Origin of the sequence: Vibrio sp. 10N.261.55.F4, assembly GCF_041470465.1 — a bacterium.
Classification (GTDB): domain Bacteria; phylum Pseudomonadota; class Gammaproteobacteria; order Enterobacterales; family Vibrionaceae; genus Vibrio; species Vibrio crassostreae_C.
Window position 1 is genome coordinate 177,833 of sequence record NZ_JBFRMM010000021.1, and the last position, 24,887, is coordinate 202,719.

Annotated in this window: 22 protein-coding genes and 1 pseudogene; 14 read left to right on the forward strand and 9 right to left on the reverse strand. The window is 43.6% G+C overall.

The features are described from left to right. Nucleotides 1-49 precede the first annotated feature (49 nt). Together AB4249_RS12250 and AB4249_RS12255 are read right to left on the reverse strand one after the other, a co-directional pair. On the reverse strand, nucleotides 50-1,399 hold the full coding sequence (locus AB4249_RS12250; protein WP_017064877.1) for a sensor histidine kinase KdpD: 1,350 nt from the start codon (nucleotides 1,397-1,399) through the stop codon (nucleotides 50-52). After that, nucleotides 1,392-2,081, reverse strand: a complete 690-nt coding sequence (locus tag AB4249_RS12255) for a response regulator transcription factor (RefSeq protein ID WP_017060591.1) — start codon at nucleotides 2,079-2,081, stop codon at nucleotides 1,392-1,394. Before AB4249_RS12255 ends, AB4249_RS12250 begins: the two co-directional genes overlap by 8 nt. 182 nt (nucleotides 2,082-2,263) lie before the next feature. On the opposite strand from AB4249_RS12255, the pseudogene AB4249_RS12260 reads away from it, so the two are divergent. The 9 genes and pseudogenes from AB4249_RS12260 to AB4249_RS12300 form a co-directional block, all read left to right on the forward strand. Further along, a pseudogene (locus AB4249_RS12260) lies at nucleotides 2,264-3,652 on the forward strand (putative bifunctional diguanylate cyclase/phosphodiesterase); the annotation flags it as partial. Between the two features lie 250 nt (nucleotides 3,653-3,902). Further along, nucleotides 3,903-4,382 carry a type II secretion system protein gene (locus AB4249_RS12265; RefSeq protein WP_017060589.1) on the forward strand — a complete coding sequence of 160 codons (480 nt, stop codon included), beginning with the start codon at nucleotides 3,903-3,905 and terminating at the stop codon, nucleotides 4,380-4,382. An 835-nt stretch (nucleotides 4,383-5,217) separates the two neighbouring features. Then, complete coding sequence (locus tag AB4249_RS12270; RefSeq protein WP_017066680.1) at nucleotides 5,218-6,963, forward strand: EAL domain-containing protein; 1,746 nt, start codon at nucleotides 5,218-5,220, stop codon at nucleotides 6,961-6,963. Nucleotides 6,964-7,186: 223 nt separating this feature from the next. Further along, a complete protein-coding gene (locus AB4249_RS12275; protein ID WP_004729948.1) occupies nucleotides 7,187-7,558 on the forward strand; it encodes a GntR family transcriptional regulator in 372 nt (123 codons plus the stop codon). After that, nucleotides 7,555-8,409 carry an ABC transporter ATP-binding protein gene (locus AB4249_RS12280; protein WP_372103348.1) on the forward strand — a complete coding sequence of 285 codons (855 nt, stop codon included), beginning with the start codon at nucleotides 7,555-7,557 and terminating at the stop codon, nucleotides 8,407-8,409. The genes AB4249_RS12275 and AB4249_RS12280 overlap by 4 nt, the downstream gene beginning before the upstream one ends. Beyond that, a complete protein-coding gene (locus tag AB4249_RS12285) occupies nucleotides 8,409-9,266 on the forward strand; it encodes a hypothetical protein (protein ID WP_017083226.1) in 858 nt (285 codons plus the stop codon). The genes AB4249_RS12280 and AB4249_RS12285 overlap by 1 nt, the downstream gene beginning before the upstream one ends. A 954-nt stretch (nucleotides 9,267-10,220) precedes the next feature. Then, complete coding sequence (locus AB4249_RS12290; protein ID WP_017060584.1) at nucleotides 10,221-10,508, forward strand: putative quinol monooxygenase; 288 nt, start codon at nucleotides 10,221-10,223, stop codon at nucleotides 10,506-10,508. Continuing rightward, nucleotides 10,508-11,062 (forward strand): nucleotidyltransferase family protein, encoded by a 555-nt coding sequence (locus AB4249_RS12295; protein ID WP_372103351.1) that lies wholly within the window; start codon nucleotides 10,508-10,510, stop codon nucleotides 11,060-11,062. The genes AB4249_RS12290 and AB4249_RS12295 overlap by 1 nt, the downstream gene beginning before the upstream one ends. Before the next feature lie 155 nt (nucleotides 11,063-11,217). Next, complete coding sequence (locus AB4249_RS12300; RefSeq protein ID WP_102428769.1) at nucleotides 11,218-11,655, forward strand: bifunctional diaminohydroxyphosphoribosylaminopyrimidine deaminase/5-amino-6-(5-phosphoribosylamino)uracil reductase RibD; 438 nt, start codon at nucleotides 11,218-11,220, stop codon at nucleotides 11,653-11,655. Nucleotides 11,656-11,672: 17 nt separating this feature from the next. On the opposite strand, the gene AB4249_RS12305 is transcribed toward AB4249_RS12300, so the two are convergent. After that, nucleotides 11,673-12,125 carry an NUDIX pyrophosphatase gene (locus AB4249_RS12305; protein ID WP_372103354.1) on the reverse strand — a complete coding sequence of 151 codons (453 nt, stop codon included), beginning with the start codon at nucleotides 12,123-12,125 and terminating at the stop codon, nucleotides 11,673-11,675. Between the two features lie 291 nt (nucleotides 12,126-12,416). Here AB4249_RS12305 and AB4249_RS12310 point away from each other — a divergent pair, with 291 nt between their 5' ends. From AB4249_RS12310 to AB4249_RS12320, 3 genes are all read left to right on the forward strand, one after another. Next, on the forward strand, nucleotides 12,417-14,129 hold the full coding sequence (locus tag AB4249_RS12310) for an RluA family pseudouridine synthase (protein WP_017064883.1): 1,713 nt from the start codon (nucleotides 12,417-12,419) through the stop codon (nucleotides 14,127-14,129). Nucleotides 14,130-14,284: 155 nt separating this feature from the next. After that, entirely contained in the window at nucleotides 14,285-14,665 is a 381-nt protein-coding gene (locus AB4249_RS12315; protein WP_017064884.1) for a hypothetical protein, read from the forward strand. 310 nt (nucleotides 14,666-14,975) lie between these two features. Beyond that, a complete protein-coding gene (locus AB4249_RS12320; protein ID WP_372103396.1) occupies nucleotides 14,976-16,136 on the forward strand; it encodes a multidrug effflux MFS transporter in 1,161 nt (386 codons plus the stop codon). A gap of 201 nt (nucleotides 16,137-16,337) precedes the next feature. Here the strand turns inward: AB4249_RS12320 and AB4249_RS12325 are convergent, their stop codons facing one another. The 4 genes from AB4249_RS12325 to AB4249_RS12340 form a co-directional block, all read right to left on the reverse strand. Beyond that, complete coding sequence (locus tag AB4249_RS12325; protein WP_372103357.1) at nucleotides 16,338-17,696, reverse strand: Na+/H+ antiporter NhaC family protein; 1,359 nt, start codon at nucleotides 17,694-17,696, stop codon at nucleotides 16,338-16,340. A 189-nt stretch (nucleotides 17,697-17,885) separates the two neighbouring features. After that, a complete protein-coding gene (locus AB4249_RS12330; protein WP_372103359.1) occupies nucleotides 17,886-18,650 on the reverse strand; it encodes a hydratase in 765 nt (254 codons plus the stop codon). A 206-nt stretch (nucleotides 18,651-18,856) separates the two neighbouring features. Beyond that, nucleotides 18,857-19,162, reverse strand: a complete 306-nt coding sequence (locus AB4249_RS12335; RefSeq protein WP_017060575.1) for a DUF3861 domain-containing protein — start codon at nucleotides 19,160-19,162, stop codon at nucleotides 18,857-18,859. A 34-nt stretch (nucleotides 19,163-19,196) separates the two neighbouring features. Then, entirely contained in the window at nucleotides 19,197-19,688 is a 492-nt protein-coding gene (locus AB4249_RS12340; RefSeq protein ID WP_372103361.1) for a DUF2798 domain-containing protein, read from the reverse strand. Nucleotides 19,689-19,785: 97 nt separating this feature from the next. Between AB4249_RS12340 and AB4249_RS12345 the strand changes: the two genes are divergently transcribed. Then, nucleotides 19,786-20,211: a MarR family winged helix-turn-helix transcriptional regulator gene (locus AB4249_RS12345; protein WP_017060573.1), complete on the forward strand. Its 426-nt coding sequence runs from the start codon at nucleotides 19,786-19,788 to the stop codon at nucleotides 20,209-20,211. A gap of 111 nt (nucleotides 20,212-20,322) precedes the next feature. On the opposite strand, the gene AB4249_RS12350 is transcribed toward AB4249_RS12345, so the two are convergent. Both AB4249_RS12350 and AB4249_RS12355 read right to left on the reverse strand, forming a co-directional pair. Further along, complete coding sequence (locus AB4249_RS12350) at nucleotides 20,323-21,384, reverse strand: MBL fold metallo-hydrolase (protein ID WP_371725547.1); 1,062 nt, start codon at nucleotides 21,382-21,384, stop codon at nucleotides 20,323-20,325. A 187-nt stretch (nucleotides 21,385-21,571) separates the two neighbouring features. Beyond that, on the reverse strand, nucleotides 21,572-23,356 hold the full coding sequence (locus AB4249_RS12355) for an SgrR family transcriptional regulator (protein ID WP_372103364.1): 1,785 nt from the start codon (nucleotides 23,354-23,356) through the stop codon (nucleotides 21,572-21,574). Nucleotides 23,357-23,958: 602 nt separating this feature from the next. On the opposite strand from AB4249_RS12355, the gene rimK reads away from it, so the two are divergent. Then, nucleotides 23,959-24,864: a 30S ribosomal protein S6--L-glutamate ligase gene (gene rimK, locus AB4249_RS12360; protein ID WP_004740040.1), complete on the forward strand. Its 906-nt coding sequence runs from the start codon at nucleotides 23,959-23,961 to the stop codon at nucleotides 24,862-24,864. Nucleotides 24,865-24,887 lie beyond the last annotated feature (23 nt).

Below are 24,887 nucleotides of genomic sequence, written 5' to 3' on the forward strand. Positions count from 1 at the left end.
TCCGTGGCTTTGTTATTTGACGAGCCTGAAGAGTTCTTAAAGCTACAGTTTATGCGATCTTAGGAATCACGATACTGAACTTGGCACCACCATGGTTGCTGTCGTCGATTTTGATATCCCAAGAAAGTTTTTTAGCCGCCGATAGAGCAATCGCGAGGCCCAACCCCAATCCACCGTTGGTCGACGTTCTGCTTGAGTCTAGTCGAGAGAACGGAAGGAATACCTCATCACGCCTATTCTCTGGTATTCCAGAACCATTGTCTTCAATCACCACCAGCCAGTTTTCTGAGTTCTCATCCAGCGTCATCCACACTTTGTCTTGTGTGTAATTACCCGCATTCTTGAGAACGTTATCGAACACCAAGCGTGCCATTGAGCAATCACACTTAATCTTGCACTCTAGCTGTACCTTAGATTCAAAGGTGGCATTGTCTAGTTTCGAGTAACGAATTCGGTCTAGGCAATACTCACGAAGATCGGAGGTCACTTTAACGAGCTCAAAGAAAGAGTTATCCATGACATTCAACTTCGACAGCATGATGATTTCTGACGTGAGCTCGTTGATATCCTCAATGTAGGTATCAATGTCATCGAAAAGAACCTGATGATTATCGGGGGCTCCCCTTCTTAGGATATCGGTCGCCAGTTGAATACGACTTAGCGGAGTTCGTACTTCGTGTGGGATAGCTTGAGCGAAAATATGACTTTGTTTTACTTTGCTTTCGATCTCTTCAGCCATGAAGTTAAAACTGCTGGCCAAATCAGAAACAGGATGGATGTCGTCCATGTCAGATCGAGTACTAAGCTTGCCCTTACCAAACTGTTTCTGCTTCTCGACGAGCAACTCTATTCTTTCTTGAAAACGCCTCACAGGTAAGTAAACACTTGCTCCAATCGCCACAATCACAGCCAACAACAGCCCTAACAAAAAGTGTCGTTCTGAGTCTTCGTACCATTCAATGTCAGGAGAGAAAAAGTCCCCTACCTCACTGAACCCAAAACTGAATTTAGAGTTTGGTAGCTGAAACACGGTCGAATAGAGGTTGTCATCACTTAGATATATCGGCACACCGTTTAAGGTTGTGTATAACTCACATTGTTGGCAAGGCGCCTCGCCCGACCAATTCTCCAACAGGCGTAAATTGAAGATATAAAATTGTTGGTAGCCTGTTCTATCGAGCTCTTTATAGAGTGAGTTTTCTTGATTGTGTTGACGAACATACTGCTCCGCAAAGTAGATGCCATCATTGAGGAAGGTTTCGATCTCGGTGCGTCGCATGTACCCCTCACCAAGGTTCAAGAACAAAAATATCGTTGCCGACATCCCAGTCACAATCCCAAGGTATAAGCGAGCAAACATCGAAACCGAGCGAAGCTTCGTAGCAATGAACTTACGCAACCAGCATGTACCCCTTGTTGCGAACCGTACGAATCAACTGTTTGTCTTTTGCGTGAATGCGCAGCTTTCGGCGTAACCCAGACACGCGCATATCAATCGAGCGGTCGTTGAACGCGTAATCTATCCCTCTAAATAACTGACAGCACTGGTCTCGAGTCACGACCTGACAGATGTTATTAACGAGAAGGTTTAAGATTTCAAATTCAGCAGAAGTAAGCTTGAGGTTTTGGCCGTAGAGCGTGGCACTTTGAGCAGAGCTGTTGATTACAATATCGCACTGTTTTTCAGCCGTAGTTTCTTGCGCAGTTTTTACGGGAGTCGCTCGACGCAATAACGCTTCAATTCGCGCTAACAAGGCATGGCCACGAATCGGTTTGGCAACGTAATCGTCCGCACCAAATTTAAACAAGCTGACCTCGCTCATTTCATCGGCGGAAGCCGTTAGCACTAAAATCATTCCATTGTAAAACTCACGGGCTTGACGGCAAATTTGCGCGCCGCTCATCCCTGGAAGCATCAAGTCCAACAGCACTAAATCAGGTTCAATACTACGGATCGCTTCAAGTGCCAAGTTCCCTTCATGAACAACGCTAACATTGTAACCTTCAGCTTCGAGGTAAAGCGTCGTTAGACGAGCTATCTCTTGGTCATCTTCAACAATGAGCACTTTGGTTTTCGACATTCCTATCACCAGTATTTATTAAAAGCGAAGGCAGTATATATACTGGTCATAGATCATCAATATTGGAATCAGAGCCTTAACTTTACCGTACGCAAAACATAGTAATCACTTTTGTACATGCACGTTTACAGAATAGAGAACCAACAACCGGTGCGCCTTGGTTTATCAAGGTTTCCTCCTTCAGAGCACACCATTTTGATGTGCAAGGAAAGTGGCTCTTTGATAAAAGCGAACTGCTGCTAAACCTAACCTGTACAACAAAGCAAAAAGAGAAGCTGATAAAAACCAGATACAACGCAGAACACGACTGTTTAACGGAGCTTTATAATCGCCGTGGGATCAGCAACCTTCTAGAAACCAGCATTGCCTATCGCTCACCGTTTGAATTGATGTTTGTCGACCTTGATGGCTTCAAATTAGTTAATGACACTTATGGGCACACTGTCGGAGACCAACTACTCAAACAGGTTGGTGAACGCCTTAAACAGTTGGTTGATGAGAAATGCATGATAGGGCGATTTGGTGGCGACGAATTCATTGTGATTGCCCACACCTGCCGAAATCAAAATATCCCACTACTTTGCTCTCGCATCATTGATGCCTTAAACCGAAGTTTCCATATCAGAGGCATCGGCAGTTTATCTGTCGGTTGCAGCATAGGTACCGCGCATTTCCCTGATAACGCGGTTGACCAAGAAACATTGCTAAAGCAAGCGGGTATGGCGATGCATCTTGCAAAAGCGAATGGTCGAAACCGCTTCCAAACGTTTACCCCAGACTTAGCACAAACCCTGCATCGCAAAGTAGAGATCCGCCATCGACTGGCACGCGCCATAGAAAACGACGATCTCAACCTTCACTATCAACCGATCATGAACACCAACAGCGACAAGGTGAAAGGGTTTGAAGCCTTGCTTCGATGGTCAGACAAAGAGCTAGGTAACATAGGCCCTGATGAGTTTATTAGCTTAGCGGAGGAGACGGGGCAGATTGTACCGCTCGGGAAATGGGTTCTGAACTCTGCACTCAAACAGCTATCGATATGGCAACGTGAGTTTGATAGTGAGTTGATGATGAGTATCAATATTTCGAGTATTCAGATGCACGCGACCTTTGCCGAGCAGCTATTAGCAATGTTGAACTTCTACAATATCCAACCTCAAAGCATCGCCCTTGAGATCACCGAATCTTCCATGATCTTCAAGCATGGTGAAGTCAGGCAAGCGTTAAGCGATATTTCTAAATTGGGCGTAGAGCTTCACCTTGATGACTTTGGCACAGGCTACTCGTCACTGTCGATGTTGCATGACTTACCGATTAGCACCGTGAAACTCGATAAAAGCTTCGTACACGGTTCACACAAAGGGAGCAAAGCGATTGTCCAAGCCACCCATGCTATCTGTGAAAAATTGGGGCTAAAAGTGGTTGCTGAAGGTGTCGAAACCGAAACGCAAAAAGCGTTCTTAATCGATTGTGGATACCAGTATCTTCAGGGATTTTTATTTAGTAAACCAATTCCCTCAAATGAAGTCGAAAGTCAGTTTTTGAATGGTCGACAATCCTACAATTAAAGACTTATTTATCAATAAATTAAGTCGTTTGAATGCTTCCTAAACAATCGGCTGCTGTGGGTGTGTACGCTTACGTATGCTTACATAGCGTTTAACAGTAAGAGGAAATAATTAAGCTATTGTTTATAAAGAAAATTACTTAGAAATTCACACAATAAAACACCAAACCATTATACCCACTAACTGTAATGACTTTGGTATTTAGATTACCCTCATTCCGTCCCTTTAGCAGAGCAAATAATCGGTAACCATGAACAGACAAAACGGCTTCACTCTTTTAGAACTCATCATCTCTGTATTAATTTTAGCGATCGTTTCGGCGACAGCTATGGTCAAGTTCTTAGACGTTCAAGGAAGTGCTCGGGCGAGTAAAATACATGATGTGGCTGGTAACCTTCGCACGGGTATCGATATGATCTACGCGAAGTCAGCGATTGCTGGCGTTGAGGATGAGTGCAACTATGTTGAAAAGACGGAAATTGAGACCTACTACGTTTGTCATGGTTACCCAATCGCCTATGTTGACTCACTAAGAAGACTGCTCAATATCGACGCAACAGAGCTTCATGTCATCAACAAAGAAGTAGACTCTGGCAGCAATGCAGAAAGAGTAGCCGCCATCTCTTTCGACACCGAAAACTACACCTATTCGCCAGAAGGAGACTTTTGTCAGGTGCTTTATCAGCCAGAAAAAGAACCACAGATCGTGGTGCTTGATGGTGCATGTTAAATACTCAACGATTGCACGCTTCCATAGTTAACACAAAGCCACCGCAACAGATCTTTGAATATCATGTGGTTACGCTAACATTTGCTCAAAAATAACACTAATTGATCTAACTTGTTGCTGCTTATACTTTTAGGCAGTGCTCATGGTATAACACCAACCTCATTCATATCTTATTTTCATCACTAGCCGATTAATATTTACATAGACACATATTTGATACATATGTCAATAATAATTCAATTAAAATTATTTAATCAACACATCATGATAAAAATCATCCTTTCCCTATTTTAAATATCCCACCTTAAAGTTTAATTATTTAAATTTCGTAACAGAATAAATTAAAGTCAATCATTCAACAAATATAATTATTTCTATCATTGATTACTTTAATTAAATCACCAAAACAATACGCCACATAAATTATATTAATATCACATAAAATGACATAATTTAATTTTATCATGAAAAATTCTGATAAATCTCACGCATCGATAAACCGAATGAATACCATCAGAAGCTACATTAGAAACCTCTAAATCCAGTCGCTAAACCTACCGCGTAGAAGCTGTGAAATGGATAAATACCAAAACAAATGGATAAATCCCCCTTACCCCTTGTAAATCATTGGCTTTCATTTATAAATTCAACTTTTGGGTGAACATCTCCATAACCTTTCATTAAAGCCCAAATTCTGCGATTAGTATCAACATCTTGAGATAAAATGGTGACATTTTGGTTATATTATTTAGATCGAACTCTTGTGTTGAATGAAAATCCCAGCCATCACATATCCATCACACAAATATAATAACTATCGCTTAGGAGTTAAGCTATGCACTGTTCTTTCAATATAAATAACAATAATGAGAGCTTGCAACTAATCTACAATGAAGAAAAAATATACATAAAAAGAGACAGTAATAAGATATCAGAGGAAACTCTTAATAGTAAAGAGAGTTTTGTTTTCAAATACCTTATTGAACACTCGTCAATATCAAACCCTCAATCTGCACGAGATGTTGAAGAATCTTTTAAATTACACTTTGACGAAGAGTTTAGCTTATACGCGTTAAAAAATATTATTGCTTCTATAAGAAAGAAATATCGAAGCTTATGTAAGAAAGCGAAGGTAGATAATAATAGCGAACTTATCTCTAACCTTTATAAGGTAGGTTACTTTATCGATCTCGATAAAAGCTCAACCAACCGTATCGCACCTAAGTACGACATCAACCAGTTCAAGCCCAGCCAGTTCGAGATGTTGAAACTGATGTTCAACACCTATCATCGAGAGCTGATTAAGGCTCTGATAGCCGTGTTCACCATCTCTTCCTTTTTCCTCTTCGTTGTCTACTTTTCCCAAATCCTTTATACGACGAAGATTGCGAATGAATACAGTGAGAACACCAAACACATTGCCGCAGAAGTCATGGACTACGGTTGCGATAGCCACGGGGCTGTGCACTCGCTAAGGCACTCGCTCAACCTTGATTCTGTCGTCATGACCACACCTTATGACTCCTGCTATATCTCTAAAACACGTTCTAAGATGATAGAGCTCAATCAATTAGACGACTTCTACGATAGTGCTGACTTTGCCTATTCACGCTTCATGGATACCGAGCACGACATTGAGATGGTTGCTCGAATATCTAAACGATCTATCGAAGCTCGATACAAGAACTCACTATTGCCTCTATTAGTCGATTCGATTTCCATCCAGAAGAATGGTTACCACATCTTAAACCTTGGCGAAGAGAGTAAATCTATCTATCAAACCTCCCTACCAACGGGTGCAACCATCACCTTCTACAGTGACGACATTGTTGCACTATGGATTGCGCTTTCTCTGATACTCGCCACCCTGCTTTATCGCTCCTATATTCTGGGTTTCGTGATCTACCTGTTTCGTTGGAAACACATCTCCTTTGAAGAAGAGCCGATCATCAACACCGAAGACAACTGCGTTCTCTACTACGAGTTGTTATCTCGTGTGCGTAACGTTGGCGTTTTAAGCTTCATCAACACCATGAGACGCACCAATTTACTCACCTTTCATACTATTTTACTCATCGAGACAGTCAGAAAAGCGAAGTTAAACAACAGCCATGAGATCTATGGTGTCAACGTGTGTCCGAGTGCTTTGGTAGGGTCGAACTTCGCAAGGCTCAGAGAGCATTTAGCCGCGATGGAAGCGAATGAGTTTGTCGTAGAGATTACTGAATATTCGAACATTGGCTATGGGTGTGAGGTTATCGATAACATTAAGGATATCAAAAAGCTTGGTATCACTATCGCTCTGGATGACTTTGGTACGGGCAATAACAACATCGAAATCATCAATGTTATCTCTCCGGCCTATCTAAAACTGGATCGTTGCTTTGTTAAGGATATCGAGTCAGGAGAGCATCATCAGGGTGTATTGCTCAATATCTCGGAGATTGGACGCCTATCAAATATCACAATGATTTATGAAGGTGTCGAGACGCGTAGGCAGCAATATATCTTGTGTCAGTTAGGCTACAACTTACATCAAGGTTACCTATATAGCCGGCCTAATGACTCAAAGGAGCAATAGGCCCAGCCTAATAGAAATCTTGATCAGCAACCATTCCCTATTCAAATAATCATCGCTTATACAGCTGCTTGAGAGCCCACAAGGATGTAGGCTTCAAGTGCCCTCCCCACCAAACGTGCTTTATCTAAATATAAAAATATCCGATCCATTTTCATAAAACCCTTGCCAATTCGTATAAAAAGGTTAGTGTTATACACATGTATATCACCATGCAGTTTTAATTATGACCGAATGGAAAGACGACCAACCGATCTTTAGGCAACTTGCCGCAAAGATCAGTGACCAAATTCTTCAAGGTGTTTGGTTAGAGCAACAAGCATTACCCTCTGTGCGTGCGGTTGCTGCCGATCTTAAGATCAACCACCTTACTGTCATGAAAAGCTATCAGTTACTGGTGGATGAAGACTTGGTAGAGAAAAAACGCGGCCAAGGCATGTATGTGGCCGAAGGGGCACTTCAAAAATTGAAAGAGTCTGCACACCAATCATTCATCAACACACAGATCCCAGCCATCGCTGAGACGCTAGGCATCATTGATATGAGTGTCGAAGAACTCGTGAAACAGCTAGCACAACATATAAAGGACAAGTCATGAGTACGTTACTTTCCGTGAAAAACGTAACCAAAACCTATTCAAATCAAGTGGGTGTCGAGAACATCAGCTTTGAGTTAAAACCGGGGCAAGTGCTTGGATTGCTGGGCCATAATGGCGCAGGGAAATCGACACTGATCAAATCACTGCTTGGTGGACACAGCTATCAAGGTGAGATAGAGGTTAATGGCTACCACCCTATCCACCAGCATGCAGAACTCATGCTGCACTTGTCGTACATCTCAGATGTTAACGTGTTACCCGAGTGGATGACCGTTAAGCAACTGCTTAGATACACCCAAGGTGTACACCCTAGCTTCAACAAGCAAAAAGCAGAACAGACGCTAAGCAGCACCAACATCAAGCTCTCTTCGACTATCAAGCAGCTTTCTAAGGGAATGAAGGTACAACTTCACCTTGCGATCATCATCGCGACTGACACCCAAGTGTTGATCTTAGATGAGCCTACACTTGGCCTAGATTTACTGTACCGCGATACTTTTTATCGCCATCTACTTGAGTGGTTCCACGACGGCGAACGCGCCATGATCATTGCAAGCCATGAGGTTTCAGAGATTGAACATTTATTAACGGATGTTCTGATTTTAAAACAAGGCCATTGTGTGCTGCAAAAGAGCATGGAAGACATCGAAAATGACTATTTCATTATCGAAGTCGCAAATAACCATTCAAGCGAGATACAGAAACTCAACCCACTGACCTCGCAATCAGGCCTGGGCACCACTAAGTGGTTATTGGAAGGTCAATACAAAGCGCAGGTTGAATCACTGGGTAACATCTATAACGTTGGTCTCGCAGATCTATTCCTTGCAACACAGATGGAGAAGGCATAATGCATCCAAGTTTTTACATGCTAGAAAAAGAACTCATCGAGCACAAAGTTAACACTCGATTGCCTCTGTTTGTCGCGTTATGTGGTTTCTTACTGTTCGTTGGTCTGTTCTTTAATGGCGCAGCACAACATGAGTTTTTCTTTGAAATGCAAGTGAACGGTGACGTGAGCGACATCCACAGAGAGTTCGCACAAGATCTCAACTCAGTGATCTACTTTGGCGCGGGCCTTATTTCACTGATCCTGTCGACGCTATATATCCCTAAAACGCTGCGTAAAGAGCGCCAAGAAGGCAGTTCGATGTTTTGGAGAAGTATGCCGGTATCTAACGCAATGACTCACGGCGTGAAGCTAGGATTCGGTTTAGTGGTTATTCCGGCTATCTGTGCATTGTTAGTGCTGTTCGCAGATTTTCTATTCTGGATATTGAACGTCTCAAGTGAACAACAACTGGCGCTATTGGTTGAGCAGCAATCTCTGTTTTATGTGCTGAGCAACTGGGTCGTGTTTTTTGGACGAATGATGTTAGTTGCACTGGTTTTATTGCCACTGGCAACCGTCACTCTAGCGATTTCGCAGCTGGTAAACTCTCCACTGCTTGTCATTTTCATCTCAAGCTATGCGATTAAGTTCCTCTCTGTCGCCGTGTTTGGGTTCTATGGCATCAATGACTTCCTATCTCTCATCGCGTCATTGCCAATGAATGTGCTCATAGCAAGCAACCCATTAAGTGCGATTGCAGAAGCGCCGATTTTATCTTTAGGTATTTATGCACTGATCGGTGTTGGTGGCTATCTGCTGAGCCTAAAGCTGAACCGAACCGATGATGTCAGTTTGAAGACGCTCTTCCAACGTTAACGCATTCGCTCCTGACGTTGGTGTTATCTCTCCCGAGCAGTTAACCACATCAGATATCAAAATCTAAATCAAAGCTTCTGAGAAATCGGGAGCTTTTTTTGATCACGACTTTGCCAATACAGAAATGAGTAACAAGAACAAAGGGACAAAAGGGTTTTAGTAGGAGTAATAGAGTGAAGCAACAAGAGAATCTAAGAGGAAGTATTAATGAGCTGACATTGAATGCATTGTTGTTAATGCCTGTCAGCTCTTTGGGGGATGATTTCTTTAGTCGCCGACCAGATGAAGGTCCTTGAGAGTGCTAATGAAATCGATTTGTTGCGTTTTACATTTGATTAAGCTTTTCAGCTTTTTTTTATCTTAAAGCTTTACGATTTAAAGCTTATTTCTTTGAAGCTTCTTTCGCTGTGTCTTTCCAGTATTGGATGCGAACGCGATGAAGCTGTGCTCTTCTCATTTTTTTCATAAGGGATATTTCCTTTTCTTTAACTGCTCTTCATGAGCTATTTTTATTGCCAACCATTCGAATCTAACGGTGTTTGATGTCCAGATCAATGATACAAATCACAAAATTTATAGAGTTTTGAGTACCATTTACATCAAAGTATGACCTAGATATCAACTATGGCTCAATTCAATCCTATGAGCCGCTCTTCAAAATTAAGGTTAGTTCTCTCAGATGACAAATTCATTTCAGTATCAATACAGTTCAATGATACTAATTTAATAGACCGGACCAACGCGGATTTAGTTCCAACGTCTTATTTTTTATTGCTCACATCGCCCCTAAAGTTACGCTGTAACCAACGATGTATTCAATGTGAACAATTAATCGCCACATTAGCCTATACGTCACAACATCAAAATGGGATTATGTTTGTAACGGGTAAAGCTTTTTATAGAAAAAAGCCGTAGTGGACAAAATTAAATAGACGTAATTAAATGGACGTAATTATGAGTAAAGTAATTCTGCAAGGGCATATTCTAGTGCCAGACAACGACCTAGAAGCAGTGACACATGCCTTGGTTGTGCACAAAGAACTGACACTAGAAGAACCTGGTTGTATTGTGTTTCGAGTCAGTCAAAGCACGCTTCAACCTAATCGCTTTGAAGTGTATGAAGAATTCACTAGCCGAGAAGCATTCGAAATGCACCAACAGCGAGTAAAAGCCTCTGAATGGGGTGAAATCTCCCAGAACGTGACACGTCATTACCAAGTCACTGATGTTCCGACATCATAATGATACATCCGCTAGCCAAACGCATCGTCACGTTGATCAAACAAGATCCCTTACGAATTAAGGTTTTAGACTGTGTCGCTCAGTTGGATTTGCCGCAGTGTTATGTCGCTGCGGGCTTTGTGAGAAACCTCGTTTGGGATCACCAGCATGGTTATGCCTCCCCGACTCCATTCAATGATATTGATGTGATCTACTTTGATCCCATTGATACCTCTTACGAATCGGATCTTAGATACGAGGCTCAGCTTAAACAACGGTTACCCGAACTGAATTGGCAAGTTCGCAATCAAGCCTACATGCACACTAGAAATGGGGATGAACCTTACCAAGGCTCATTGGATGCGATGAGTTATTGGCCAGAGAAAGAAACCGCCGTCGCCGTGAAACAAAGCCTCCATGGAAACATCGAGTGTATTTCTGCCTTTGGCTTAGAGAGTTTGTTTGATTTGCAAATCACACCCAATCCAAAGCGTAGCCGAGATATCTTTGATCAAAGAGTGCAATCCAAAGGTTGGCTAACCCAGTGGCCCAAGTTAACGATGAGTCACAGTTAACTAGCAGTCGAATTCAAACGCTAAAACCATTGACTAAAAGTCCAATCAGATCGAACATGCCCCACTTATTAGCTTATTAAGTTAGTAATTAACCAACTCATCAACCACGCGTGGCGACTAGCTGCTACGCTCTCTCGTCATACTGAGTAACGACCATGAACCAACAATACATGCTGCAAGCACTCGAAGCTTCGCGCCAAGCCTTACCTGATTGCCAACCAAACCCGCCAGTAGGGTGTGTTTTGGTGAAAGACGATAAGGTGGTGTCTGTTGGATACACGCAAAAAGTCGGCGGAAACCACGCCGAGGTTGAAGCACTCAATAACTATAACGACAAAACGGACGGAACAATGGAAGGGGTTACCGCTTACGTAACTTTAGAGCCATGTTCGTTTGTCGGCAGAACACCCGCTTGCGCCAATACATTGGTTAAAGCAGGTGTAAAACACGTAGTCGTGGCGATGCTAGACCCAGACCCTCGTAATAATGGTCGTGGAGTTGCCATCCTTGAATCGCACGGCGTGAAGGTGGATGTGGGGTTATGCCAAGCGCAAGTGAGCGCCTTTTTAACCCCTTACCTTGGTAAGTCCTAGATCTTAAACAGCCAGTATTAGTTCAATTTCACTCGGTAAAGCGGATTGACTGGCTTATCGACAAAATACGACCAGATATGAACATAGACGGCATGTTGGTTAGGGAACGGCGCTAACGCTTTTGCCTCTTCTAAATTGCACCAACGGTAGTCTGTGTGTTCATCATTCAGTTCAATCACTTGGTTGGGCGAGCATAGCACTGCAAACACGGGGATTAGCTGAATCACATTCACGTGCGCCTCATAAAACTGCTCCAGAAACTGCGCGTTATACAAAGCTTCCACTTTAATTTGGGTCTCTTCTTCAAACTCGCGCACGATAGCCTGCCAGCCTGTTTCTCCCGCTTCAATCGAGCCTGCGACATGACACCAAAACTCACCTTTAACACGCTTCATTAATAGCATTTTCATTTGTCCGTCGATCTCTGAAATAGCGACACCGGAAACAATCGAAGTATTGAGTGGAATCATAACGTTACCTTAGTTTTCATAAGAGGGCAGCAAGGCTACCACCCTTGGTTTGTTAAATTGTCTTCTATGATTAAAAACGAGAAGTTACTCATCAATTAATGGTGTTCAAGCTATAACTCATGGGTTCAGTATTAACCGTCTCGCTTAGCTATCCAGTAATAGAACCATTTCTTATTTGAGGCGCTTTTCGATAAAGAGTAGAATCGCCGCCTTGTACTGTGTTTAACGTCTCTAAACATACACAGTAGACTCACAACCATTTATCACCACGATATAAGTATTAATACGACTATGCACTCATCAAAACCAACGCACGACTCAGAAAACAGCCACACACCTGAGCATTGCTTCACTCGTTTTCAACAGCCGATCGAGTCATATTCGTTGCCTGAGCGTTTCACATTCCCGTTCTACTACGAACCGCACCCACTGTGTGAAATCGCTTCTCATCAGCTTCAACAATATCTAGAAACTCAAACCGACTGGCAGCATGACTTCGGACTGGATTCTGACGCTGGTCGCGGCAAAATGTTTGGTGTGTTATTGGTGAAAAGCCCTGAAGGTGAATTGGGGTACTTCTCTGCTTTTTCAGGGAAAATCGCCGACCAAAACCTACTGCCTCACTTTGTACCGCCCGTGTTCGACATGCTCAGCAGCGACAGCTTTTTCCATCAAGACACAGCCGACATGATGGCTGTCAACGCTGAGTTTAAAGCGCTGCAAGCAAATACTGAATACCTTGAATTGTGCGAGCAACTGGCACAGCAAAAAGCGCAAGCCGAGCAAGAGATTGAAGCTCAACGTCTATTGATTATTGAAGGCCGAAAAACGCGTAAAGAACAACGTGAACAAGGTAAAGAAAACCTTGATGAGCAAACTTTCGAACAGCTAAATAATGAGCTAAACAAAGCCAGTGTTGCCGACAAGAACCAGCAGAAGTACCTAAAACTTAACTGGGAACAGACCCTGCAAGTGTTGCAAGCTAAAGTTGATGTGTTCAACACTCAACTGGCTGAGCTAAAAGAGCAAAGAGCACACATTTCTCATCAGCTTCAACACAAGTTGTTTTCACAATACGCTTTCCAAAATGCGGAAGGAAGCGTTGAAGACCTTAACCAAATCTTTGAAAACACGCCAAACAAGATACCACCAGCTGGCTCTGGCGAATGCGCTGCGCCTAAATTGCTGCAATACGCGTACTTACATGGTTACACGCCACTGGCATTGGCTGAATTTTGGTGGGGCCGCTCTCCAAAGTCGGAAATCCGCAAGCACAAGAAATACTACGCTTCTTGTCAGAGTAAATGTGTGCCGATTTTAGGCCATATGATGAAAGGCCTAGAAGTCGATCCAAACCCATTGCTAGAGAACCCAGCAGAAGGCAAAGAGCTGGATATTCTGTTCCAAGATGAGCACATCGTGGTAGTACACAAGCCAGCAGGTTTTCTATCCGTGCCGGGTAAAACCATCAAAGATTCCGCCTACACACGTGTTCAAGAAATGCATCCCGATGTTGAAGGCCCATTTGTGATTCATCGCTTAGACATGGCGACCTCTGGCATTCTAATCTTCGCTCTCACACGACGTGCGAACAAGAGCTTACAGAAGCAGTTCATTACTCGTGAAGTCGAAAAGCGTTACGTGGCAATGATTGAAGGCGTTCTAACAGAAAATGAAGGCTATGTTCGACTGCCATTGCGTGGTGATTTGTATGACCGCCCTCGTCAAATTGTCTGCTTCGAACACGGCAAGCCAGCAGAAACCAAATGGGAAGTGATTGAGCGAAACGGGCAAACCACTAAGGTTTACCTGCATCCTAAAACAGGGCGTACACACCAGTTGCGTGTTCACTGTTCACACCAAGAAGGCCTTAACATGCCTATCGTCGGTGACGGCTTGTATGGCAATAAAGCCGACCGATTGCACTTACACGCAGAAAGACTTGCGCTGCACCACCCAGTCACCAAAGAGTGGATGGAATTCCAGTTCGACGCCGAATTCTAAAATCTCTCATTAGTACCGAGCTTTGATAAGGAGTCACAACCGCTTGTGGCTCCTACCTCTTTTGGGTATATATCCACGCTTATTGCACTACATCAAGATTCACTTTGTTGTGAAGAGTAGCATGCCCACCTTCTTCTCTCCTTGAGGCCTTTGATATGTCATCAGCTGCTTTGAATTTACAACCTAACAAACTGACTTCCCCATTAATTGCGACTCAAGCACCGAGCTTGAAGCCACTTACATCCAAAAAGCCAGACTTAAACTCGGCAATGCTTAACTTAATTGAAGAAGTTAAAAACGAACTCCCACTTTACGAGTCAGAGACGTTTATCTGTGGTCCAAAAGGAAATTGCTCGGGTTGCTCTAAGAAACTACTAGAGATGGTCGACAGTGAGTTAATGTATTGGGAGCACAGTATTTCCATTGGCCAAGGCCCCAACTTCGAGGAACTGCGCCGCTTTGGTAAGCTATGCAGCAGTGTTAGACGCGGTTTAGAGCGTAACGGTTTAGTCGAAAAGCGCCCAAAGAAAAGATAACAAGCCAACTCGATAATCATTACAATGTGTCGTTGGCGATCACAAGCTACCCTGCTACTAACTGATTGAACTCGTTAGCTATAAAAGTAATAATGTTTTGTAATACAATTCAGTATACAGACCGACTTCGTAGATTCGGACTCATAGAGATAAGTTCATCGATACTTTCACCATATTCTTGAACAACTCTATCCTTCTTGTCTGACGTGCCTTAACCTTCTGTATATCAATATCACATCAATTAGAAACCTACCTTGGACAACGGAGAGCGACCTTGAAGAGACCACAACCAGTACTGGGAAAGACCGGTATGCTATTTTTTCTCGTCATAATAAGTGCTTTCCCTCCATTGACCATCGACCTTTACTTACCTGCGCTTCCGCAGATGGTCGAGGTGTTTAATACTGACCGATCAATGGTCAACCTAACCCTGAGCAGCTACTTCGTTACTTACGCCATCGGTCTTTTGTTCTGGGGGCCGCTCAGCGAAAAATTTGGTCGTAAGCCGATCCTATTAATTGGATTAGCGAGCTATATGGTCGCGAGCATATTGTGCGCGATGACCAATAGCATCGAACAGTTGATTAGTGCTCGTGTATTCCAAGCCTTTGCTGGCAGTGCTATCACCGTTATCGCTACCGCCATTGTCAAAGATCTTTATGACGGCCGAGAACGTGAAAAGATCATGGCGACTATCATGTCACTGGTGATCATCGCGCCAATGGTTGCGCCTGTATTTGGTGCCTTTCTACTGAAAATTGCTTCTTGGCGAATGATGTTTGTCACGCTCGCCATTTTTAGTGCATTTGCGTCAGTATTAGCTTGCTGCTACCGAGAAACACTCGAAAACAAATACCAAGGTTCTATATTCCGATCATGGGGAAGAATGGGCGTGGTCATGAAAAACCGCTCGTTCGTCAAGCTGCTGGTCATTTTCTCTATCATACCGATGGCGTTGATGGGCTTTCTTGCGGCGGGTTCTTATATCTACATCGATCACTTTGGATTGACCGAACAACAGTTTAGTTACGCGTTCGCATTCAATGCACTGTGCGCCTCATTTGGTCCAACAATTTACATGAAGTTGTCCTACCGAATGCCGGTTCAAAAGGTCATCTCAGGATGTTTTGCTTTATTAGCGCTTGCGGGAATCTTCACCCTAACCATTGGCGACCTGTCCCCTTGGTTCTTCATGTTCATCGCTGCACCAGCGACATTAATGGCGATCATCATGCGAGTACCGGGGACCAACTTGATGTTGAATCAACAAGATCATGACACGGGCTCTGCCGTCGCACTGATACAGTTCTTCAGCATGATTTGTGGCTCGCTTGGCATGGTATTAGTTTCAATCCGCCCAGAGTCACTGATTGAAAACCTAGGCTTTATCCAATTATCCATCGGTACGCTAGGCGGCCTGATGTGGCTAATGGTCAGAAACAAAGAGTTCGTGACTAATAAGCTGAATTAAAGCTCTCAAGCCTAATTGTCATTCACACTACAATAAACTTGAAAACCGCTATAACGAAATTAGAAACCGTCTACATAGGCGGTTTTCTTGTATTTGAAGACGTACATTGAATTTTCAAGCCATGAGTTTCACGCACAAAAAAGCTCCTATTAAGGAGCCTTCTTATCAGAGCCAGTGAGCACTCAGTTTGGTCAATTGTTACTAAGCTTGAGCCACTTGACGTGCTGGGTGTTTAATAAACACAGCAACCACAGCCACGATTGCAAGAGCAAAACAGTAGTAAGAGTTAGCTACAATATCCAAAGGCGATAGGTTAAATACCGAACCTAACAGCAATACCTGCGCACCGTAAGGCAACACGCCTTGAATCACACAAGAGAAGATATCCAACAAGCTTGCAGAACGACGTGGAGACACATTGTTCTCTTCCGCCAATTGACGAGCCACACTACCAGACACAATAATCGCTACCGTGTTGTTTGCAGTACATAGGTTCACCATAGATACCAAGCCAGCAATGCCTAGCTCACTCGCACGACCATTCGCTTGCTTAGAGTGTGAAGAGCCAAACGCACGAATCACACCACTTACTAAGTTAGTCAGGAACGCCAATCCACCTTGACGACGCATTAGCTCACTCAAACCGCCAATTAGCATCGACAATAAGAAAATCTCCTGCATGTTGCCAAAGCCTGCATAGATATCTTGAGCGTAATCAGTCATACCGTAGTTCTCAACAGAACCTAGGCTCACGCCACCCGCCAGCAAGATACCAATCGCCAACACGACAAAGACATTCATGCCCGATACCGCAAGAATCAAGATAGTGATGTACGGAAGGACTTTTAGCCACTCGATTGGACCTGTTTCAGGAACCTGAGTTGCCGTGCTGTTGAAAGCAAAGATAACAATCGCGATAAGTGCAGCAGGAAGTGCAATGCGGATGTTCTCTTTAAACTTATCTCTCATCTCACAGCCTTGCGAGCGTGTCGCGGCAATCGTGGTATCAGAGATGATAGAAAGGTTGTCACCAAACATAGCGCCACTTAGCACTACGCCAGCGGTTAGAGGAATACTCATGCCAGCTGAGTCAGCAATGCCTAGTGCAACAGGAGCAACCGCAGCGATAGTACCCATAGAAGTACCCATTGCCGTCGCAATGAACGCCGAAATAAGGAAGATGCCCGGTAGGATCATGCTCGTTGGGATAGCAGATAGACCAAGATTTACCGTCGCGTCCACGCCACCAGAAGCTTTAGCTACAGCCGCAAAAGCACCCGCCAATAGGTAGATCATACACATTGCAATAATGTCTTTGTGACCCACACCACCTAAGAACTGCTCGATCGCACGGTTCAATTTATCTTTGCTCAATAGCAACGCTAACATCACGGCAGGCAGAGCCGCAATCGGAGCTGGAAGCTGATAGAAAGCAAAATCGACGCCTTGTAGCGACAGGTATGTACCCACGCCAATAAACAGCGCAAGGAAAACGATCAGAGGGATAAGCGCCACTGCAGAAGGGGCAATTACCGCGTTAGAATTTTTTGAATTGGACATGGAACGACAACACAATAGAACAGGAAGGTGAGCAGACTAATGTCACACTTAGAACTTGTCAACGTCTAGACGTCTAAACGCCTAATTTAATGCAAAGTAATAAGAACCCTATTAAGCATCACGTAATAAAAAAGGCTATTTACTCATCAGTAAACAGCCTTTCGATAACAGATAGTGCGCCGCTAGAAGTTAGCGTTTCTGCTTGAACGTTACTTGGTATTCACCAATGCCTTCGTAGTGGAAGGTCGTTGGCTTATCGAATCCCATTTCTACAATACCGCAGTAAGAGCCCGTGATAATGGCTTCACCCGCTTGGAAATCAACACCACGACGTGTCATGTAATTAATCAGCCAGTAAATTGGGCTTGGTGGCAGTGTATTCGGGTGCTTACCGTCGAATGCTTGAACTTGCTCGCCTTGAGTCACTTCAATACTGATCTCTGCAGAAGTGAACGCTTTTTCGCGATCAATCTCAGAGCCAATAAATAGACCTTGGTTTACTAGGCCATCGGCCAGCTTTTCATAGAACTCAGCGCCGCTGTCATCCGCAAAACGAGACTGCATTAACTCAAGTGCCATGTGGCAAGAACCAATCGCTTCGTTGATTTGCTCTTCGCTGTAGCCTTCTTGGCTTGCAGGCAGGCTCTTAGCAAGCGTAAATGCGATTTCAGGCTCAACGCGTACTACACCGTTGTCAGCAAACAGTTCACAAACTTCGCCTTGTTGAACGCTGCCCGAGAAGATTGGCGCAACAACAAACTTGTCTTCAGCCAGAGGAAGTAAGCACTTCCAACCGCCGACTTTATCGCTTTTCAAATCGATCATTGAAGATTGGATCTTTAGCGCATCTTCCAAGTTATTCGGACGGTACTGTTCGTCCAATCTTGGTGCTTTGGTGCCAGCAACACGACGACTCAACAGTTCTTCAGCTGCTTGTTTAAATACATTTGTCATATAATACCACCTTTAGTTTTATAACCTGTATAATATCGGATTTCTTGAAGCTTGAATAGACAATTAAACAACGAAGCAACACCGCAAATTCAGCCATCAATTTTCGCATATTCTAGACGCAGACAACTGAAATTATTTTGATTTAAAGACAACAAAAGCCAGTAAGTTCGTTACTGGCTTTTCGATGTGTTACTGATGATTAGGCTTTACTGCCCTTTCAAGGTCTTCTTCAAATTCTGCATGAAGTTTCTGAAGTGAGGCATAAAATCAACAAACAGAGGGTGTTTTCTATCTTGCATCATCAATGGGCCTAACAAGCGAATGCTCACTCCTAGTCGCGCTGCTGATTGCTCATCTAAGCCGCTGTCATGTTTGATCTTCTCAACAATCGCGAACATATCTTCTCTGTCTTCAATTTCAAACTGCATGGTTTGAAGTTCACGATCTTCTTTGATGTTCACTTCTTCGATAGTGATACGGTAGTTATTGTGTTTGCCTGTGAATGCTTTCATTTGGACCTCCTAAAATGCTTAAAAAGTGTTTTGGTTAGCTCTTCATGAATCGTTCGAGCTTAGGTTTAACCGTCATCGACATCACGACCATGATCGCAAGGCCAATGGGAAGTGCGGCAATAAATCCATTAAACCATCCACTGGTAAACGCCGATGTATCCGAAAATCCAATGTTATTTGCCGCTGTTACAAATGCCATCATGGACTCCATTATGAATGCCATGATCAGTCCTACGATCAGGTTGCGAACTTTCTCGCTATAAGTTGTGAACACTCTAGCAACGGCTTTGGTGACTAAAGCCATCATCACCGTGCCCATTGGCATCATGATCACGACAACAAGGGCTAACGAAGAAAGCCAGTTGCCAATAAATTCCTCGCCGAATCCGACATTCATGTAGGTCATCACGGCCGTTAAGCTGCCGCCAATGGTTAGCATTAAGCTCATCATGACCAAAATTTTATATAAAACGGGTGTACCTTTTTGCTCAGGAAGAGTTGGCGTTAGTGTTGCTTGAATCGTCATATCTATTTCCTGTGTTGAATTTACGAATAATTAAGTTGATAATGTCAACTATAAATATGGTGGTTGATATTGTCAACTACATTTCTGAGGATCGTTTATGTCTGATAACACATCGCTAGAATCCATCTTTCGCTTGGTGCACTCTTTGAAACGTCAAATGAGCGAGCAGATTGAGAGCTTAGATTCTGAGATCGCACCCATGAATATTCGTGTCATGAAGATCATTACTAAGAAGTCTCCATGTACCGCTATCGATATCGCACACTTCCTAGATCGTGATAAAGCACAGGTCACTCGGCTCATTAATGCCTTGATCAATCAGGAACTTGTGAAGAAGTCTCCGAACCCGGAAGACAAGCGCAGCCAGTTATTGGTTCTGACTGATAAGGGTCAAGAGATCATGAGTAAGGTCTCGGATATCGATCGAGACATGCTGAAGAGAATGACCAAAGGCATGGCCGAAGACGAGTTAGAACAATTCAGAAAAATTGCGAAGAAAATGGCGCAGAACTTAGAAAGCTGATCTTAAAAATAAAACGAAAAAACGCCACCGAATCGTAAGATCGGTGGCGTTTCGTGTATAAGTTGGGTTGTACAGCTTAGTGGTTTAGCTATGTCTATTTGGATGACAGCTCTAATTCGATGCTAGTTTCCACCATGCCTGAACAGGTACAGGCTCTGAGATCACCAAACGTTCACCCATCACCGGGCTTACCATTTGTACATCTCGCTCTTTGCTTATCGCCAGTGCTTGTTCCATTGGGTCTTGCCAATCATGCATAGAAAGGTCGAAGGTACTGTTGTGGATTGGCATCATCACCTTACCTTGCAGATCAATGTGTGCCTGAACACTCTGTTCTGGGAACATATGAATATCCGCCCAAAGTGAGTTATACGCACCCGTTTCAACCATGGTTAAATCAAACGGCCCAAAACGGTCGCCAATCTCTTTAAAGCCATTGAAGTAACCAGAATCACCGCTAAAGAAGACTTTCTTGTCTGAAGCGTTAATAACCCAACTGCCCCACAGTGTTTGGTCACGATCAAGCAAGCCACGACCAGAGAAATGCTGTGTCGGTGTCAACGTGAACTCAATGTCTGAGGCCGTTGCCGATTCCCACCAGTTCAATTCGATGATCTTCTCTTTATCCACGCCCCACTTTTCCAACAGTGCGCCCACTCTTAATGGCACTAAGAACGTCCCTACTTTGTCGGCTAATACCTTCACGGCACCTTTGTCTAAATGGTCGTAGTGATCGTGGCTGATCACCACCACATCAATATCGGGTAGGTCTTGCAGTGTGATTGGTGTCGGATGAAAACGCTTTGGTCCCATCCATTGCACCGGTGATGCACGATCACTGAACACAGGGTCAGTCATCACTAACTTGCCATCCAGCTTCATCATCACGCTTGAGTGACCTAAGCGGTAAGCAACGTCGTCTTGTTCTTCGATCAATTGCTCAGCTGTCATTGGAATCAAAGGCAATGCAGCGCGCGGCACTGGCTCGTTTCTTTCCACAGTCACGTATGCTTTCAAGATTGAAAAAATATCAGACATACCCGATTTGTATTCCAACTCACTGTTAGCAAACTTCTTTGGAAGCTTATCTAGATTGTCGTTTGATTGTGAACCTGTGCTTACGATAGCGACCACGGCAAGTACTCCTAAAATCGGTAATAGATATTTTTTCATTGGTATCTCTTTAACCGTTGGGATAGACCCAACACATAAACTACACCGACTAGTTTATATGCCAAAACCAAAAAGTAAACCACCGAGTGTAATTTTTAATTTATCTAGACGTAAGCGTGTCAAAGTCGATTTTGGAAAAACCAATTTTGGCAACGAGTTAACTTAGTTATTTAGCTAGTCAGAAAGGTTAATCAGCAGACCATACATTCTTGAAATCTGGCCATCCCCAGTTGGTAATGGCCACGTTTTTCAAAATGCCTTGAAAACGCACGGTTTGTAGGTGATGGAACATAGGCACTAGCCAATAATCAGAAATCAACGTCGATGCAACAGGCTCCAACTCTGCCAAGTAATTAGGCAGTTCCACGGATGCTTTATGACTATCCAAGCGCTGCTTGAGCCAATCGCTGTTCATCTCTCCCAAAGCAGAGTGCAAAACAGGGTCGTTCATCATCCACGAGAACAGCGAAGACGGAGCATTGTCATCGAGGTTCAAGTTACACAGCACCAAGTCCTCCTTTAACTCGCCACTCTGAGATAACTGAGCCAATTCTCGAAAACTGTAGGTGTTCACCTCAACTTCCACACCATATCGTTTGAGTATGTCAGATACGCAAATCGCACATCGATACAACGCATAATAATCGTAAACCGCTATACTCATCTTTTTCGGCAGTTGTGTCTCTTTCGAAGGCGTTCGATACAATTTCTGCCAACTTGGCAATATGTTCTGAGCCAAAGAGACACTGAATAATCCTTGGTTTTGCTCCAGTTGCGCCAAAATAGCCTGAGGGTTTGCAAGGGCTGATAGGTACTTACGTTGCTCGTCGCTTAACGGATTCACTGCTGAGTTTTGATTGAACAGAACAAACAAACAACCATCTTCGATTCGACTACGAAGCCCGTCAGTTTCAGCCGAGACTAGCTCAGTGTCGCTTTTCCCTAATTGGTGAAAACAGGCGGAGTCTTCATAAGGTGACACCTGCATCTGGCTATCATCGAATCGAGCACTACCTGTCATCGACTCTTCAAACTGCCAAATAGTCACTTCATCGGTTAAAGAGCGACACCCGTAAAAGTGTTCGAATGCCGAGAGCTTGATGCGCTCACTATTGGTTTCAACCACTCTGAAAGGGCCAGTACCGATCACAGCATGAGACATTGAGCTCAATGGTAATGGTTCACGCATCACTTGCTCGGCGGGTTGAATCGAATACTTAACACCAGCAAGCAACCCCGCAAAACCTGTGTCCGCTTGGGTTAATTTAAAACTGATCCTCAATGGCTGTTCACTGTAGATGGAAGAAACATGATCTAACTCAGCTTGATAGAAAGGCAGAGCTTGTAAAGCAGTAAACAAAGCAACCAGCTGCTTGGCATCAACTGGCTGACCATCATGAAATGTCAGACCGGGGCGCAGATAGAAAGTCCAAACCAGTTGCTCAGTGTCATATTCCCAATGGTGAGCTAGTTCAGGCTTTAACTCACCTTTACCATTACACGTCACTAGGCAGCTAAACACCTGTCTGATCAAAAATCGTTCGCTACTGCGGTGTATATGGTGCGGAAACAAATCCTCAAACTTACGCTTATAGGTTAATTGAACGTGCAGCAGCCCTTCACGCATGGTCGCGCCGGAAGTTTCTTGCAGTAAAGAACCAAACACAGCGCGGTCATTATCCAATATGGAAAGTGCTTTTTCGTACTTGCCCTGCTCTATCAGTTTAATTGCAACATGCTGCGCCAACTCTGAATTGCTAAAACGCAGTGTTAAGTTAGAGCGTTGATTCCTGCCAACTTTTGGCTCCCACACCACCCATTCAGCTTGATGCATCTTACCAAGTAAAGTTCGAGCGTGACGCAAGCTTGTAAACAGCATATCCGCTACTTCGGCTAGGGTGACTGAATGAGAAATGTTTGGCTCGAACGATTCTAGCCGCGTGTAGTAACGCATCATGTTTAGATCAGACAAATAGTGAACCTTTTAAAGATAGCTCTTCCTAATTAAGCTCATTATAAAACACATTCATCAAAAAGTAGTGTAATGCGACCAAAACAGGAACAACCAATAAAAATACCATCTGTTTTTTAGTTCCTCTTAATTATCCATAATGAACGGGTCAGCAACAAACCATAGGTTGTAAATAAAGCCTAACCAGAGAGAGTAATGACCATGAGAAAATACTATCTTAACAAGCTAAAAAGCACCTGCAGTAAGCTCGAAAGAGAAGCACTACGAACACTTTTAGATCTATGTAACTGGCGTTATTAGTACACTTTTTAGCACCGAGTAAACGCGAGTTGGGTACAACCTAATATGCTCCTACCCCCAATATGAGTTAGGTCTCAACTCGCTTTTCCATTCCAATTCCCCTCTCAAGCCTGCTGTACCAATAGCTCACACAATCGATAAATTTCCGTTGTCGACTCGACAAATTTAATTCGTTTTCTTAGTTGAACGAAAAGCCTTAAGGTTCGCCCCGAAGCAAGCAAGGAGCCTCAGAAAAAACTGAAAGCTCAGCTAACAACTAATTTATTTGCAGTTACCAATCAGGTATTAACTAAGGAAACGCCATGCGTATCGCAATTCTTTCTCGCAACGAAAATCTATACTCTACCGCTCGTCTAAAGCAGGCTGGAGAAGCACGTGGTCATCAGGTCGATGTTATCGACACGTTGCACTGTGATATAGATATCGCGAGTAACAATCCGAAGATTCGCTACATGGGTGAAGAGCTACCTCAATACGATGCTGTTATTCCACGTATTGGCGCTTCCATTACCTTTTACGGAACTGCGGTTGTTCGCCAATTTGAAATGATGGGCACTTTTTGTATCAATGAGTCAGTAGCAATCAGTCGCTCTCGCGACAAACTGCGCTCACTACAACTGTTGTCTCGTAAAGGTATTGGCTTACCAAAAACAGGTTTCGCTAGCCGCCCAGACAAGATTCAAGACCTGATCAAAAACGTAGGCGGCGCGCCACTTGTGATCAAGCTTCTTGAAGGCACTCAAGGTATCGGCGTTGTACTAGCAGAAACAAACAAAGCAGCAGAAAGCGTTATCGAAGCGTTCATGGGCCTAAAAGCGAACATCTTGGTTCAAGAGTTCATTGAAGAAGCAAATGGCGCAGACATCCGTTGTTTTGTTGTTGGCAACAAAGTAATTGCTGCAATGAAGCGTCAAGCTGGTGAAGGTGAATTCCGCTCTAACCTGCACCGTGGCGGCACTGCTCAGCTGGTTAAACTAACCAAAGAAGAGCGCGCAACAGCAATCAATGCAGCGAAAATCATGGGATTAAACCTATGTGGTGTAGATATCCTACAATCTAAGAACGGCCCAGTAGTAATGGAAGTAAACTCTTCTCCAGGCCTAGAAGGCATCGAGAAAGCAACGGGTAAAGATGTAGCAGACATGATTTTCGAATTCATCGAGAAGAATGCAAAACCAAACGCTAACCGTACTCGTGGCAAGGGCTGATTGAATACCGATAACTCATGATT